11 protein-coding genes and 1 pseudogene are annotated in these 14,815 nt (G+C 61.3%); 6 read left to right on the top strand and 6 right to left on the bottom strand.

Annotated features, from left to right (window positions below; translation table 11 throughout):
* Positions 1–95: 95 nt before the first annotated feature.
* Together QMK52_RS20180 and map are read left to right on the top strand one after the other, a co-directional pair.
* Positions 96–296, top strand: a complete 201-nt coding sequence (locus QMK52_RS20180) for a ParD-like family protein (protein WP_017135045.1) — start codon at positions 96–98, stop codon at positions 294–296.
* Positions 296–1,057, top strand: coding sequence for a type I methionyl aminopeptidase (gene map, locus QMK52_RS20175; RefSeq protein WP_194438411.1), 762 nt, complete (start codon positions 296–298; stop codon positions 1,055–1,057). Before QMK52_RS20180 ends, map begins: the two co-directional genes overlap by 1 nt.
* 168 nt (positions 1,058–1,225) lie before the next feature.
* Here the strand turns inward: map and QMK52_RS20170 are convergent, their stop codons facing one another.
* The gene (locus QMK52_RS20170; RefSeq protein WP_005788599.1) at positions 1,226–2,812 is read right to left on the bottom strand and encodes a RimK family alpha-L-glutamate ligase; all 1,587 of its coding nucleotides are present in this window, start codon (positions 2,810–2,812) and stop codon (positions 1,226–1,228) included.
* A gap of 94 nt (positions 2,813–2,906) precedes the next feature.
* On the opposite strand from QMK52_RS20170, the pseudogene QMK52_RS20165 reads away from it, so the two are divergent.
* Positions 2,907–3,359, top strand: a pseudogene (locus QMK52_RS20165) (GNAT family N-acetyltransferase); the annotation flags it as partial.
* A 93-nt stretch (positions 3,360–3,452) separates the two neighbouring features.
* On the opposite strand, the gene sfnG reads toward QMK52_RS20165, so the two are convergent.
* Positions 3,453–4,538 (bottom strand): dimethylsulfone monooxygenase SfnG, encoded by a 1,086-nt coding sequence (gene sfnG / locus QMK52_RS20160; protein WP_320403299.1) that lies wholly within the window; start codon positions 4,536–4,538, stop codon positions 3,453–3,455.
* 265 nt (positions 4,539–4,803) lie between these two features.
* On the opposite strand from sfnG, the gene QMK52_RS20155 reads away from it, so the two are divergent.
* Positions 4,804–6,042, top strand: coding sequence for an acyl-CoA dehydrogenase family protein (locus QMK52_RS20155; RefSeq protein WP_320403298.1), 1,239 nt, complete (start codon positions 4,804–4,806; stop codon positions 6,040–6,042).
* A gap of 527 nt (positions 6,043–6,569) precedes the next feature.
* Here QMK52_RS20155 and QMK52_RS20150 read toward each other — a convergent pair.
* The 4 genes from QMK52_RS20150 to QMK52_RS20135 all read right to left on the bottom strand — a co-directional run bounded on the left by QMK52_RS20150 (position 6,570) and on the right by QMK52_RS20135 (position 10,286).
* A complete protein-coding gene (locus QMK52_RS20150) occupies positions 6,570–7,355 on the bottom strand; it encodes a sulfite exporter TauE/SafE family protein (protein ID WP_122733091.1) in 786 nt (261 codons plus the stop codon).
* Between the two features lie 91 nt (positions 7,356–7,446).
* Entirely contained in the window at positions 7,447–8,217 is a 771-nt protein-coding gene (locus tag QMK52_RS20145; protein WP_005788608.1) for a class I SAM-dependent methyltransferase, read from the bottom strand.
* A gap of 59 nt (positions 8,218–8,276) precedes the next feature.
* Entirely contained in the window at positions 8,277–9,581 is a 1,305-nt protein-coding gene (locus tag QMK52_RS20140) for an ATP-binding protein (protein WP_005788609.1), read from the bottom strand.
* Positions 9,582–9,584: 3 nt separating this feature from the next.
* Entirely contained in the window at positions 9,585–10,286 is a 702-nt protein-coding gene (locus QMK52_RS20135) for a response regulator transcription factor (RefSeq protein WP_005788610.1), read from the bottom strand.
* A 226-nt stretch (positions 10,287–10,512) separates the two neighbouring features.
* On the opposite strand from QMK52_RS20135, the gene QMK52_RS20130 reads away from it, so the two are divergent.
* Both QMK52_RS20130 and QMK52_RS20125 read left to right on the top strand, forming a co-directional pair.
* Positions 10,513–11,655 carry an efflux RND transporter periplasmic adaptor subunit gene (locus QMK52_RS20130; RefSeq protein WP_005788613.1) on the top strand — a complete coding sequence of 381 codons (1,143 nt, stop codon included), beginning with the start codon at positions 10,513–10,515 and terminating at the stop codon, positions 11,653–11,655.
* 6 nt (positions 11,656–11,661) lie between these two features.
* Positions 11,662–14,760, top strand: coding sequence for an efflux RND transporter permease subunit (locus tag QMK52_RS20125; RefSeq protein ID WP_005788615.1), 3,099 nt, complete (start codon positions 11,662–11,664; stop codon positions 14,758–14,760).
* The last annotated feature ends 55 nt before the right edge of the window (positions 14,761–14,815 follow it).

The following is a 14,815-nucleotide window of genomic DNA, read 5'->3' as shown; positions in this document are numbered from 1 at the left end:
CAAGTCAATGGCCTGTCGCCATTTAGCCGGCTGGACTTTACGATGAACATACAAAACGTATACGCTTTGTATATCCCTCCAACACAGTGAACGCCATGGGCATCGTCAAGATCACCGACCAACTGCACGAACAGCTACGCCTGGCCAGCGCCGCCATGGACCGCTCAATCAATGCCCAGGCCGAGTTCTGGATCAAGATCGGCCTGCTGGCCGAACTCAACCCACACCTGCCCTACAACGAACTGATCAACAAGCTGCTGCTGGACAAACCCGACCTCATCCGAGGGCGCGGCTGATGATCAAGACCCCCGCACAACTGGCGGTGATGCGCGAATCCGGGCGCCTGCTGGCCCAGGTATTCAGCATGCTCGACGGTTTTGTCGCCGCCGGGCGCTCGACCCTGGAGCTGGACAGCGCCGTCGAGGCCTTCATCCGCAACGAGCTCAAAGCCCGCCCGGCGAGTCTTGGGCAATACGACTACCCCTTTTGCATCAACACCTCGATCAACGAAGTGGTGTGCCATGGCATGCCCAGCGCCAAGGAGGTGTTGAAAGACGGCGACATCATCAACATCGATATCACTCTGGAGAAAGGCGGGTTTATCGCTGACTCCAGCAAGATGTACATGATCGGTAACGTGGCGCCCAAGGCCAGGCGTCTAGTGGAACAGACCTTTGAAGCCATGTGGGCCGGCATTCGCCAGGTTCGCCCCGGCGCACGACTGGGCGATATCGGCCATGCGATCCAGAGCCATGCACAGGCCAACGGCTACAGCGTAGTACGTGAGTATTGCGGCCACGGCATCGGCCGGCAGATGCACGAGGACCCCCAAGTGCTGCACTTCGGCCGCCCCGGCACCGGGCTGGAACTGCGCGAAGGCATGGTGTTTACCATCGAGCCAATGCTCAATCAGGGCAGCGCCAAGGTGCGCGACCTCAAGGACGGCTGGACAGTGGTGACCAAGGACAACAGCCTGTCGGCGCAGTGGGAACATACCGTGGCGGTGACGGCAGACGGGTTTGAGGTGCTGACACTGCAACCGCACACCGACGCATAACCTGTGGGAGCTGGCTTGCCTGCGATGGCATCGACCGTGTGTCACTGACACACCGAGACGCCGGCATCGCAGGCAAGCCAGCTCCCACAGGGGAAATCAGTGTTCACGCATGACTGGCGCCGCCAGCGATGCGCTTGAGCCCGAACACCATCAACCCCGCCCCCATCGTCACCAGCCCTGACCCTGGCGTTTCAGCTCCAGGCGTCGCACGAACTCCTCCAGCACCAGCGCATACAGGTCGTCTTGCAGATAGGCATCTTCAATACCGGCGTCCATGTTCGGGTTGTCGTTGACCTCGATCACCACCACCTTGTCGCCGGACTGCTTGAGGTCAACACCGTAGAGGCCGTCGCCGATCAGGTTGGCGGTCTTTACCGCCAGTTCCACCACCGCCTTGGGCGCTTCATGGACCGCCAGGGTGCGGCATTCGCCGTTGATATCCAGGCCGATAGCCTTGTGATTATAAATCTGCCAATGGCCCTTGGACATGAAGTACTGGCACGCGAAGATCGGCTTGCGGTTGAGCACACCGATGCGCCAGTCGTACTCGGTGTAGAAAAACTCCTGGGCCAGCAACAGCACCGAATGTTCAAACAACTCGGCGGTGGCCTTGAGCAGGGCTTCCTGGCTTTGCACCTTCATCACGCCGCGCGAGAAGCAACCGTCGGGGATCTTCAACACCAGCGGGAAGCCCAGGCGCTCGCCGACCCTTTCGAAGTCTTCCGGTCGCTCCTTGTAGAGAATCTCGGTGGCAGGCATGCCCAGTTGATGGCTGTTGAGCAGGTCGGTGAGGTAAACCTTGTTGGTGCACCGCAGGATCGACGCCGGGTCGTCCATCACCACCAGGCCTTCGCTTTCGGCTTTTTTGGCGAAGCGGTAGGTATGGTTGTCGACACTGGTGGTCTCGCGGATCAGTAAGGCGTCGTACTCGGCCAGACGTGAATAATCCTTGCGCTCGATCAACTCCACATCGATGCCCAGGCTCTTGCCGACCCGCACAAAGTTTTCCAGGGCGCGGGCATTGGACGGTGGCAGTTGCTCCTGAGGGTCGTGCAGAATCGCCAGGTCATACCGCGCCAAACGGCGTGAGCGCGGCTGGCGCCAGACCTTGCGGCTGAAGTTGTCGAGGGCGTGGGCGAACTGATCCTCCTGGTCATCGCGCAACTTGTGCAACACGCCGGACTTAACCCCGTCGATATGCCAGCCATTGTGTTTGCGAAACTCAACTAACAAGATCGGGCACGGAAAGGTTTCAAATAACTGGCGGGCCAGCTCTTGCAGCGGTTCTATATTGGTTCGACCAAAATAAAGTGTCAGGATAAAGCCTTCGGTATTGCTGTAAAGGTGATGACTCAGGGCTTTATCGAGGGTTTTATCCAGGTCGTCCAGTGACAAGCCATACAGCGACTTTTTAGTCAGTTCACTGATGGTGCGCACCGACGGAATCACCTTGTGCCCGCGCGCTTCGGCCAGCAATGAGCAGTAGTAACCATGGCCCAGGTACTTGTAACTGCGGCACAGGTTGATGACCTGCACACGTTTACCCGTCTCGCTTTCACGGGTTTGCTCAAGGTATTCCTGGGCCGTCACGATGTCTTCGCTGGGAAAGTAGGAGGCCCAATCTTCCTTGCGTTCGACAATGATCACCACTTGCTTGGACGCTTTGGTGGCGACCGATAAATAACCGCTGGAAGTTATTGTCGCCGCGACGTTTTGCTCGGATACTTCACGCCAATGACCTTGTACCGCTGACATAATATTTGATCCGCTTTAGAGAACTCGACCTTTTCTATTAAGCACGATCTTTTAGATAAGTCCCGTTTCGTTACGTAACTTTTACGGCGGTTATATGGCTCTTTCCTTTCGCGTTGCAACCCCCGCTGATGGGCCTCAATTGGTCGCACTGGAACACCACTGTTTCACCACCGACCGGCTCTCACCGCGCAGTTTCCAGTGGATGATCACCCGTGCCCATGGCCAGTTACTGGTAGCGGAAAACGACGCGCAATTGCTCGGTTATGCACTGGTGTTGTTCCATCGCGGCACTTCACTGGCCCGCCTGTACTCCATCGCCATCGCCGAACATGCGCGCGGTATGGGCCTGGGCAAGCAATTGCTGACGCGCATCGAGGCCTGCGCCCTGGAACATGATTGCGCCTACCTGCGCCTGGAGGTGCGCATCGACAACCCCGGTGCCCTGGCGCTGTACGAGCGCAATGGCTACCGCCGCTTTGCGCTGATAAATGACTATTACGAGGATCACACCGCCGCTATTCGGCTGGAAAAGCGCATCCTCCAGCACTAGGTCGCACGCCCCAGAACGTACAGCGATGTCGAACAGATACTCGGCGGCGCCCTGGATCGATCCCAGGTATTGCAGGCCGGCGGGTGCTGTTTAAGCCACCTGCTTGACCCCGGCCTTGGCTTCCAGCTCGCGCACCAGCGGCAAGACACGTTGGCCGAAGTATTCGACTTCCTCCTGAAAATGGAGGAAGCCGGCCAGTATCAGGTCCACGCCCACGGCCTTGAGCGCAACGATGCGCTCGGCGATCTGCTGCGGCGTGCCGATCAGGTTGGTCTTGAAGCCGTCGTTGTATTGCACCAGGTCTTCAAAGCTGGACTTGGCCCAGTTGCCCTCGCCTTCCGGTGAGGCCTGGCCCGCCTGTTTGGCCGCATCGCCAAACGCATGCACCGCTTCGGGGTCGGCTTTTTCGATGATTTCGGCGAGTACGGCGCGGGCTTCTTCTTCGGTGTCGCGGGCGATCACGAAGGCGTTTACACCCACTTTCACCGAATGGTGATTGGCGCCAGCCTTGGTGCGAATGTCGTCAACCTGGGCCTTGATGCCTTCGGGCGTGTTGCCGTTGGTGAAGTACCAGTCCGACACGCGTGCCGCCATGTCCCGCGCCGCCCGTGAGCTGCCGCCCTGGAACACTTCCGGCTGGCCGAGCGGTTTGGGTTTCAAGCTGTAATTGTTGAAGCGGTAGAAGTCGCCCTTGAAAGTGAAATCGTCCTGGGTCCAGATGCCTTTGAGGGCGCGGATAAATTCCTCGGAGCGGCGATAACGTTCGTCGTGTTCCAGCCAGGGTTCGCCGATCGCCTGGAATTCGCCCTTGAACCAGCCACTGACGATATTCACCGCGATGCGCCCGTTGGTGAGCTGGTCGATGGTCGCCAGTTGTTTGGCTGCCAACGCCGGCTGCCAAGGGCCGGGCAGGATCGCCGCGATCACCTTGAGCGTGGTGGTCGCCGCCAGCAACGCATGGCTGAACGCGACGGACTCATGCTGGTTGTCGGCGCCGTAACCGGCGGTGAAGCGAATTTGCGTCAGGCCATATTCGAAGCCGGCCGCCTCGGCCAACTGCGCAAGCTTGCGGTTGTAGTCGATGCCCCAGTGAGTGCGCTGTTCTATCTTGCTGACCACCAGCCCACCGCTGACGTTGGGCACCCAATAGGCAAATTTCACGGCTTGCTGACTCATCGGACGGTACCTCGCACAAAAGGATGTCATGTGGCTTACGCAGCAAGCGTGCCAGTCACCCGCAAATGCCCGCGCCATGGGCGCTGCGTTAAAAAATCGGATATCTGATCAGCCTGCTGGCAATGTCACCGATCGCAGCGGTTTGTCGATCTGCTGTTGCAGGAGCAACACCCAATCACCCTCTCGCACCGCAAACAGGGGAGCAAAGTCCCGGCACGGACTGTGCAATCTCCAGCACATTCGATCACTGCCAGGAGCCCTACCCATGACTGAACAGCACGTCATCAACCCACTGTCTACCGGCGCCGATCACCCTGCGCTGGCCGCACGTTTTCGGCCGATCTTCCAGCGCATCGCCGAGGGTGCGGTTGAGCGCGAGCACAGCCGCACACTGCCCCATGAACCGATTCAATGGCTCAAGGACGCTGGCTTTGGCGCGGTGCGGGTGCCAGTGGAATACGGCGGCGATGGCGCGTCACTGCCGCAGTTGTTTGAACTGCTGATTGAACTGGCGGCGGCTGATTCCAACGTGCCCCAGGCCCTGCGCGGGCACTTCGCATTTGCCGAAGACCGCCTGAATGCGCCACCCGGCGCAAGCCGTGATCTGTGGTTCAAGCGTTTTGTCGATGGCGATATCGTCGGCTGCGCCTGGACCGAAATCGGCACGGTGGCCATCGGTGAGGTGGTGACCCAGGTCAGCCCTGACGGCGACCGCTGGAAACTCAACGGCGAAAAGTTCTACAGCACCGGCAGCCTGTTCTCGGACTGGATCGATGTTTACGCTCAACGCAGCGACACCGGCGCCGCCGTGATCGCCGCCACCCGCACCCATCAGCCAGGCGTGGTGCAGAGCGATGACTGGGACGGCTTTGGCCAGCGCACCACCGGCAGCGGCAGCTCGCGGTTTACCGACGCGGTGGTGGAAACTGAAAACCTGATCGACTTTGCCACCCGCTTCAAATACCAGACTGCGTTCTACCAACTGGTGTTGCTGGCGACACTGGCCGGTATCGGTCGCGCTGCGCTCAGCGACGTGGCCCACCAGGTGCGCAACCGCCAGCGCATCTACAGCCATGGCAATGCAACGCACGTCAGCCAGGATGCGCAGGTGCAACAGGTGGTGGGCGAAGTCGCCGCGTTGGTATACGCCGCCCAGGCCAGCGCGTTGAAGGCCGCAGTGCCGGCGCAACAGGCTTATCTGGCGCGCTTTGGCGGCAATGAAGTGGCCGAACGCGAAGCCAATGTGGCGGCTGAGATTGAGTCGGCGACGGCGCAAGTGGTGGTTTCGGATTTGATCCAGCGTGCCACCAGCCAGTTGTTCAACGCCTTAGGGGCCTCGGATGTGCGCCAAGGCAAGGCGCTGGACCGGCATTGGCGCAACGCACGGACGGTGTCTTCGCACAATCCGGTGATCTACAAGGCGCGGATCGTGGGCGACTGGGTGATCAACGGGACAGAGCCACCGTTTGTGTGGCAAATCGGCAACGGCCCGGCGAAGGCCTGAAGTTGATCTGGGTCAAACTGTGGGAGGGGGCTTGCTCCCGATAGCGGTGGGTCAGTCCTGAATGTATTTACTGACACTCCCTCATCGGGGCATAGGTATCTACACAACTTCAGTTCGCAGCCCCCCTACGGTAACCACGATGCGAAGCGAGCCGCTCTTGCTCTTGATCTGCTTTTGATCTCAGGCGCCCCGTCAAACCACGCTGGCCGGAATTCGACAGGGATTTGGGGGGTAAACCGGCAGGGATGCCGGTTTAGCCGCCCCGCGCCATGGATGGCGCGTGGCGGCGGCCCCCCAAATCCATGGCGGATTACGGGCACACCGAGCCTAGGCGAGGTGCCGAGTGGTGGGGCAAGAGCCCTTTGGTTACTTTGGGGCTCTTTTCCAAAGTGACCCGCTGTAAAAGCGGAACCAATAGCGGCCGTTACCTAAATAACGGATATGTACTCGGTCTAATCCAACATCCTGGTCGCCCCTGAGGCAGCCATCGGGAGCAAGCCCCCTTCCACATTTGGAGCACATGCGGCTCAGAACGCCAGCTTGTACCCCACCGCCATCAACATGACCGCCAGGCACGGACGTAACACGCTGTCTGAGATCTTGCCGGTCATATGGCTGCCGAAGTAGATCCCCGGCAACGAACCCATCAGCAAGAAGCCCAGCAGATGCCAGTCCATATTGCCCATGCTCGCGTGGCCCAGGCCCGCCACCAGGGTCAGGGGCACGGCATGGGCAATTTCGGTGCCCACCAGACGGCGCGTGGCCAGGAACGGATACAGGATAAACAGCGCCACCGTGCCGAGGGCCCCGGCGCCAATGGACGTCAGGGCCACCATGGTGCCGAGGACCGCGCCGGTCACCACGGTCAGGGCGTTCAGGTTGCGCGGGCGCATGTGGTAGTCATCACCGGCATGTCGCTGAGCAAAGGCCAACAGGCTTTTCTTGAACAGGATCGCCAATGCGGTCAGCAACAGCACAAAGCCCAGCGCCTGCTTGATCACCGCATTCATCGCGCTGGGGTCGGTGTGCAGGCTGGCAAGGAACCACAGCGTCAAAAGCACCGCCGGCACACTGCCCAAGGTCAGCCAGCCAGTGATGGTCCAGTCGATATTGCGGTTCTTGCTGTGCACCAGCACACCACCGGACTTGGTGATGGCGGCATACAGCAAGTCAGTGCCCACCGCGGTGGCCGGGTTGATACCGAACCACAACAGAATCGGCGTCATCAGCGAGCCACCACCGACACCGGTCATACCCACGATAAAACCCACGATCAGGCCGGCAACCACGAAACCAAAATTACCCACATCCATTACAGCTACCTGCGGCCTTATAAATTTCTGGGCGCAGGATAGCGATTTTTCTTATAACCACTTATATCAATATGATCTGACTTTATACCTTTTAGCTTAGCCGTTCACATTGATAAGCCTGGGTCTGATACGGGAAGGCCACGGTGTCACGGCCTCGCAGGGCGGGATGGGTGTCTATCAGCGTGCGCAGTTGCGCGGTGACCGTGGCCTTTTGCGCGGCTGGCAACGCGGCGATAAAGCTCACCGAGAGAAAACGATCCATGATCACTTCCTGTGGGCTGCCCACATGGTGGTAGGCAAAACAGGTTTTTTGCGGCGCGCGAAAATACTCACCGGTAAAGGGTACGCGCCAGTGCCCGGTATGAAAACGTGGGGTGTCGCCCTCGTAAGGCGTGATGATTTCGGTGATCGCCGCCACCCAGTCCACCGATTCATCGCGCACGTTCCACACCAGTCCCAGGCACCCTTTTGGCTTGAGCACGCGGTGGATCTCTGCCAGTGCAGCGCGGGTCGAGAACCAGTGAAACGCCTGGGCACACACGAGTGCGTCGACACTGGCGGACGCCAGGGGGATGGATTCGGCGGTGCCGTCGAGCAAACGTACATCCGGCAACAGCTTGGACAACTGCGCGCCCATGGCCGCCACCGGTTCGACCGCAATCACCGTCGGCGCCAGGCTGCAGAGCAAACGGGTGAACTTGCCAGTACCGGCACCGAGGTCAACCACCGTCGATTGAGCATCGATGCCCAGCGCGTCGGCCAGCCAGCCGGTGAGTTGCCGGGGGTAATCAGGGCGCCCCTGAGCGTAAGTGACAGCCTGGGTAGAGAAACCCTGTTGAGCAGACGTGTGGACACCAGACATTGCCAATCTCTCCTCGGGTAAAGCGGGGCGCACAGTGTGCGCCCTTCCCCGCGGTTTTTCTAATCGGCCTGGCTGGGCAACCACACCCGGAACCGCGCACCACCAAGGGGCGATGCCAGGGCCGTCAACGTGCCGCCCTGGGCCTCCAGGGCACGTCGGCTGATTGCCAGGCCCAGGCCAAAACCGCCGGTGGCGCGGTCGCGGCTGCGATCCAGGCGGTAGAACGGCTCGAAGATGCGTTCGCGCTGGTCCATCGGTATGCCGATGCCGTCGTCGTCCACCCAGATTTCGCAGCCGTTGGGACACACCTTGACCCCCACCTGAATGCGTTTGTCGCAATAGCGCGTCGCGTTGCGCAGCAGGTTCTGCAAGGCGCGGGCGGTAAGGCGCGGGTCGAGGCTGAAGCGCTCCACGGTGCAGTCGAGCGCCACGTCGATGACAATCTCGGGGTTTTCCAGCTCGTCGTCGACGCTGCCCAGCACGCTGTCGATAAACTCATCGAGCGCAACCTCGACCCGTTCGGGCAATTGCGCGGGATTTTGCAGGCGGCTGTAGGACAGCAACTCCAGCACCAGCTCATCCAGCTCGCGAATATGCGCCACCAGGCTTTGCAGGCGCTCGCGACTGGCCTGGGGCAAGTCTTCGGAAAGCGCCAGCGCCAGGCCGAAATCCAGGCGGGTGAGCGGTGTGCGCAGTTCGTGGGAGACCGCATTGAGCAAGTCGCGCTGCTGGTTCAGCAGGTGCTCGATATCGTCGGCCATGGTGTCGAACACCGTCGCCAGGCTGCCGATGCTGGAGCTGGGCGGAAGGCGCGTACGCTCCCCGAGGTGGCCCTTGCCCAACAGCGCGGCGGTGCTTTTGAGGCGCTCCAGGTCTCGCCAGTGAGGACGCAGCCACACCAGCAGGCACGCCAGCAGCGCCGCGCCGATCAGCACGTTCATCGACCAGTACAGCAGGTTCATGTCCAGCGGGTCCGGCGGAATGGTCAGCTTGACCGCGAACTGCTGGTTGATCGGCGAGCTGATTTCTTCCATCCAGCCCCACTCGCCCAGACGGATCACCGACTTGCCTTGCTCCAGCAGTTGTTCTTCCTGCGGCGTATAGCGAGCGTCCTGGCGCAGCAACAGTTCAACCTTCAATGGCGCAAAATCGCGGCTCAACTGGTCGGTCACCTGGGACCAGTGTTCCACGGGTGCGCGCTGGTATTGCTTGACCATCAGCTTTTGCAGGCCGCGGGACTGTTCGATGTTGTAGTCCATGTAGCGGTGTTCGAACAGTTGGATCACCAGCTTGGGAATCAGAAAGATGGCTGCGCTGTAGGTGACGATAGTGATCAGGTAGAGGCGTAGCAGCACACGGAACATGGTTCAGCATTCCCACTCGGAGCGGCTGAACAGATAGCCCTTGCCCCACACGGTCTTGATCTTGCGCGCCTCGCCGGCGTGGTCGTCGAACTTGCGCCGCAACTTGGAAATGGCCACGTCCACCGAGCGATCGGTACCGTTGAACTCGATGCCCCGCAGGCGTTGCAGGATCTGGTCGCGGCTGAGCACTTCACCGGCGTGGCGCGCCAGTACCACCAGCAGGTTGTATTCACCGCTGGACAGCTCCACCGCCTGCTCGCGCCAGGTGACGGTGCGTTCCGACAGGTCGATGCACAGGTTGCCCATGATGATCCGGTCGTTGGCCACCTGAGGCTCGGAGAGGCTGCTACGGCGCAACAGCGTGCGCACCCGGGCCAGCAGCACGCGCGGCTCGCAGGGTTTGGTCACATAATCGTCGGCACCCATTTCCAGGCCCAGCACCTGGTCGTGGCTGTCGTCGCGGGCGGTCAGCATCAGGATCGGCAGGCCCGCCGAGTCGGCGCGCAGCAGGCGGCAGACTTGCAGGCCGTCAAGGCCCGGCAACATCAGGTCGAGGATCACCAGGTCCGGCGGGTTCAGACGTGCACGTTCGCGGACGTGGTCGCCACGGCTAAGCACACTGACGTGATAGCCATTGCGTTCCAGGTAGCTGGCAATCAGCTCGGAAAGTGCGGCGTCGTCTTCGACCAGAAGGATGTTGGGCATAGGGTGTTTCCAGAAAATACACTGATAAGTCGTACACAAATCCCATGAGGGAGGGGGCAGGCCCCTCCTACATTGAATCTTCAATAATTGCAGGATTGTGCAAGGATATACGCCCCCAGCCGACTATGGGCCGTACCTTACACTTCTTCACACACGACCTACACAGCTTCACAGCACCACGGCGCAGGTGACTCTAGGATGCGCCAGTCAATATTGGGATAAGAGCATGTCGAAGAATCTATTTGCGCCGTTTTGCCTGTTGGCCCTCACACTGGCGCTGAGCGCGTGTGGTCAGTCTGCAGACGAGGCGCCGGAAATGCCCCTGGCCAAAGTGCGCATCGAAACCCTGCAGGCCAAGCCCCTGTCCATTACCAGCGAACTGAGCGGGCGTATCGCCGCGCCGCGCATTGCCGAAGTGCGTGCCCGAGTGGCCGGTGTGGTCATGCAGCGTGTGTTCAAGGAAGGTCACGATGTGAAACAGGGCGACGTGCTGTTGCGCATCGACCCGGCGCCCTTCAAGGCCGACCTGGACAGCGCCCAGGCCAACCTGAGCAAGGCCGAAGCCAATGCGTTCCAGGCCCGCCTGCAAGAGCAGCGCTACAGCCAGTTGGTTGAAGGCAACGCCATCAGCGGCCAGGAATACGACAACGCCCGCGCCGCCCTGCGCCAGACCAACGCAGAGGTTGCTGCGCAAAAGGCTGCCGTCGAGCGCGCCAGGCTGAACCTGGGCTATGCCACCGTGACCGCGCCGATTTCCGGGCGCATCGGCCGTGCCCTGGTGACCGAAGGCGCGCTGGTCGGCCAGAACGAAGCCACGCCGCTGGCGATCATCCAGCAACTGGACCCGATCCACGCCGACCTCACCCAGTCCACCCGTGAGCTCAATGACCTGCGCCGCGCCTTTCGTGCCGGCAGCCTGAAACAGGTCGGCCAGGACCAGGCCAAGGCCACCCTGATCCAGGACGACGGCAGCCTGTACCCGTTGCCGGGCAAACTGCTGTTCGCCGAGATCAGCGTCGACCCAGGCACCGGGCAGATCATTTTGCGCAGCGAGTTCCCCAACCCGGACCTCGACCTGTTGCCCGGCAGCTTTGTACGGGTACGCCTGGAGCAGGCGGTCGACAAGCAAGGCATCAGCGTGCCGCAACGCGCCATCACCCGTGACAGCGCCGGCATCCCGATGGTGCTGCTGCTGGACGCCGAGCAGACCGTCAGCCAGCAGCCGGTGGAATTGGGCGCGGTGATCGAAGATCGCTGGATCGTCAGCAGCGGCCTCAAGCCAGGCGATCGCATTATCGTCGAGGGCCTGCAACATGCACGCCCCGGCGAAAAAGTTGAAGTGGACGACAGCCCGCTCGTAAAGGAATAACCCGTCATGCCGCAGTTCTTTATTGACCGCCCGATTTTCGCCTGGGTGGTGGCCCTGTTTATCCTGCTGGCCGGTTTCCTGGCCATCCCGCAGTTGCCGGTGGCCCAGTACCCCAACGTCGCGCCACCGAAGGTGGAAATCTACGCGGTGTACCCGGGTGCCTCGGCCCAGACCCTGGACGAAAGCGTGGTCAGCCTGATCGAGCAGGAGCTCAACGGCGCTGATCACCTGCTGTATTTCGAATCCCAGAGCAGCCTGGGTTCGGCGACGATCACCGCGACCTTCCAGCCGGGCACCGACCCGGAAATGGCCCAGGTGGATGTGCAGAACCGCCTCAAGGTGGTCGAGCCGCGCCTGCCGCAAGCGGTTACCCAGCAAGGCTTACAGGTGGAAAAAGTCTCCGCCGGCTTCCTGCTGCTGGTGACCCTGACCTCCAACGACGGCAAACTCGACGACGTTGCGCTCAGCGACTACCTGGCGCGCAACGTGATGAACGAACTCAAGCGCCTGGACGGCGTCGGCAAGGCCCAGTTGTATGGCGCCGAGCGGGCGATGCGTATCTGGATCGACCCGCAGAAGCTGATCGGTTTCAACCTCACGCCAGCGGACGTCAACGCTGCAATCAGTGCGCAGAACGCCCAGGTCTCGGCAGGCAGCATTGGTGACTTGCCGGGCACCAACACCCAGGAAATCACCGCGGCGATCCTGGTCAAGGGGCAATTGTCGACCCCGGCGGAGTTCGCCGACATCGTGCTCAAGGCCAACCCCGACGGCTCCACCGTGCGCATCGGCGATGTGGCGCGCGTGGAAGTCGGCAGCCAGGAATACCAGTTCTCCACGCGTCTGAACGGCAAGCCCTCCACCGCCGTCAGCGTGCAGCTGTCGCCGGGCGCCAACGCGCTGAGTACCGCAACCTTGGTGCGGGCGAAGATGGATGAACTGTCGCGCTACTTCCCGGCCAATGTGGAATACAAGATTCCGTACGACACCTCGCCATTCGTCAAGGTCTCGATCACCAAGGTGGTCTACACCTTGCTTGAGGCCATGGCGCTGGTGTTTGCGGTGATGTTCCTGTTCCTGCAGAACGTGCGCTACACCCTGATCCCCACGCTGGTGGTGCCGATTGCGCTGATGGGCACCTTTGCCACCATGTTGCTACTGGGCTTCTCGATCAACGTGCTGACCATGTTCGGCATGGTGCTGGCCATCGGCATCCTGGTGGACGATGCCATCGTGGTGGTGGAAAACGTCGAGCGCATCATGGCCACCGAGGGCCTGTCGCCCAAGGACGCGACCAAGAAAGCCATGGGCCAGATCACCGGCGCCATCATCGGTATTACCCTGGTGCTGGTGGCGGTGTTCTTGCCGATGGCATTCATGCCGGGCTCGGTGGGCGTGATCTACCAGCAGTTCTCGCTGTCGATGGCCACCTCGATCCTGTTCTCGGCGTTCCTGGCCCTGACCTTGACGCCGGCCCTGTGCGCCACCTTGCTCAAGCCGATTGCCAAGGGCGAGCACCATGCCAAGGGTGGTTTCTTCGGCTGGTTCAACAAGCGCTTTGACCAACTCACCAATCGCTATGAAGGCTGGGTGGCCTATGCCCTCAAGCGCAGCGGCCGCTACCTGCTGATCTACCTGGTATTGCTGGTCGGCATGGGGCTGTTGTTCAGCCGCCTGCCCTCCTCGTTCCTGCCGGTGGAGGACCAGGGTTACACCATCACCGATATCCAGTTGCCACCCGGCGCCAGCAAGAACCGCACGGTGCAGGTGGCCGAGCAGATCGAGGCACACAATGCCGGGGAGCCTGGGGTGGGTGATACCACCATGATCATGGGCTTCAGTTTCTCCGGTTCCGGGCAGAACGCGGCGCTGGCGTTTACCACGCTCAAAGACTGGTCGGAACGCGGCAGTGATGACTCGGCGGCGTCGATTGCCGACCGCGCCAACATGGCCTTTGGCGACCTCAAGGATGCGATTGCCTACGCGATCCTGCCTCCGCCGGTGGACGGCCTCGGCACCTCCAGTGGTTTCGAGTTCCGCCTGCAGGACCGTGGCGGCGTTGGCCACGCCGGGTTGATGGCTGCACGTACCGAGTTGCTGGACGCGGCGGCGAAAAGCCCGATCCTGGCCAACGTGCGCGAAAGCGCCCTGGCCGAAGCCCCGCAAGTGCAGCTGGAAGTCGACCGCAAGCAAGCCAATGCCTTGGGCGTGTCGTTCGCCGATGTGGGCAATGTGCTGTCTTCCGCGATCGGCTCGGCTTACGTCAATGACTTTCCCAACCAGGGCCGTATGCAGCGCGTGGTGGTGCAGGCCGAAGGCGACCAGCGCAGCCAGGTGGCCGACCTGATGAAGATCAACGTGCGCAACAACGCCGGCAAGATGGTGCCGCTGTCGGCGTTTGTCGAAGCCAAGTGGACCCAGGGCCCGACGCAGTTGACCCGCTACAACGGCTACCCGGCCATCGCCATCAGCGGTGAAGCGGCGCCGGGGCACAGCACCGGCGAGGCCATGGAAGAAATCCAGCGCCTGGTCAGCCAGTTGCCCGCCGGCCTGGGCCAGGAATGGACCGGGTTGTCCTTGCAGGAGCGCTTGTCCGGCTCCCAGGCACCGCTGCTGTTGGGCCTGTCATTGCTGATCGTGTTCCTGTGCCTGGCGGCGCTGTACGAGAGCTGGTCGATCCCGACCTCGGTATTGCTGGTGGTGCCACTGGGGGTACTGGGCGCGGTGTTGGCCGTGTCGCTTCGCGGGATGCCCAACGACGTGTTCTTCAAGGTCGGCTTGATCACCATCATCGGCCTGTCGGCGAAGAACGCGATCCTGATCATCGAGTTTGCCAAGGACCTATATGACCAGGGCGAGGACTTGATCGACGCCACCTTGAAGGCGGCGCGGTTGCGATTGCGGCCGATCATCATGACGTCCCTGGCGTTTATCCTCGGCGTGGTGCCGCTGGCAATTGCCACCGGGGCCAGTTCGGCCAGCCAGCAGGCGATTGGTACCGGTGTGATTGGCGGGATGATCACGGCGACATTGGCGGTGGTGTTTGTGCCGGTGTTCTTCGTGGTGGTGATGAAGCTGGTGCGCAAGCGCCATAAACCAAACTGATCAACGCCGCTGCCACAGGGTTATTGATTGCATTCATGATCAGGTACACCCGAAT

Source organism: Pseudomonas sp. P9_2 (assembly GCF_034008255.1).
Lineage (GTDB): Bacteria > Pseudomonadota > Gammaproteobacteria > Pseudomonadales > Pseudomonadaceae > Aquipseudomonas > Aquipseudomonas synxantha_A.
This window is presented reverse-complemented; position numbering and strand designations above follow the sequence as displayed.

Bases quoted from the DNA above. Each gene is read 5' to 3' on its own strand.
- map (WP_194438411.1), top strand. From the start codon at position 296: ATGATCAAGACCCCCGCACAACTGGCGGTGATGCGCGAATCCGGGCGC.
- sfnG (WP_320403299.1), bottom strand. From the start codon at position 4,538: ATGAGTCAGCAAGCCGTGAAATTTGCCTATTGGGTGCCCAACGTCAGC.
- QMK52_RS20150 (WP_122733091.1), bottom strand. From the start codon at position 7,355: ATGGATGTGGGTAATTTTGGTTTCGTGGTTGCCGGCCTGATCGTGGGT.
- QMK52_RS20130 (WP_005788613.1), top strand. From the start codon at position 10,513: ATGTCGAAGAATCTATTTGCGCCGTTTTGCCTGTTGGCCCTCACACTG.
- QMK52_RS20135 (WP_005788610.1), bottom strand. From the start codon at position 10,286: ATGCCCAACATCCTTCTGGTCGAAGACGACGCCGCACTTTCCGAGCTG.
- QMK52_RS20145 (WP_005788608.1), bottom strand. From the start codon at position 8,217: ATGTCTGGTGTCCACACGTCTGCTCAACAGGGTTTCTCTACCCAGGCT.
- QMK52_RS20180 (WP_017135045.1), top strand. From the start codon at position 96: ATGGGCATCGTCAAGATCACCGACCAACTGCACGAACAGCTACGCCTG.
- QMK52_RS20140 (WP_005788609.1), bottom strand. From the start codon at position 9,581: ATGTTCCGTGTGCTGCTACGCCTCTACCTGATCACTATCGTCACCTAC.
- QMK52_RS20170 (WP_005788599.1), bottom strand. From the start codon at position 2,812: ATGTCAGCGGTACAAGGTCATTGGCGTGAAGTATCCGAGCAAAACGTC.
- QMK52_RS20125 (WP_005788615.1), top strand. From the start codon at position 11,662: ATGCCGCAGTTCTTTATTGACCGCCCGATTTTCGCCTGGGTGGTGGCC.
- QMK52_RS20155 (WP_320403298.1), top strand. From the start codon at position 4,804: ATGACTGAACAGCACGTCATCAACCCACTGTCTACCGGCGCCGATCAC.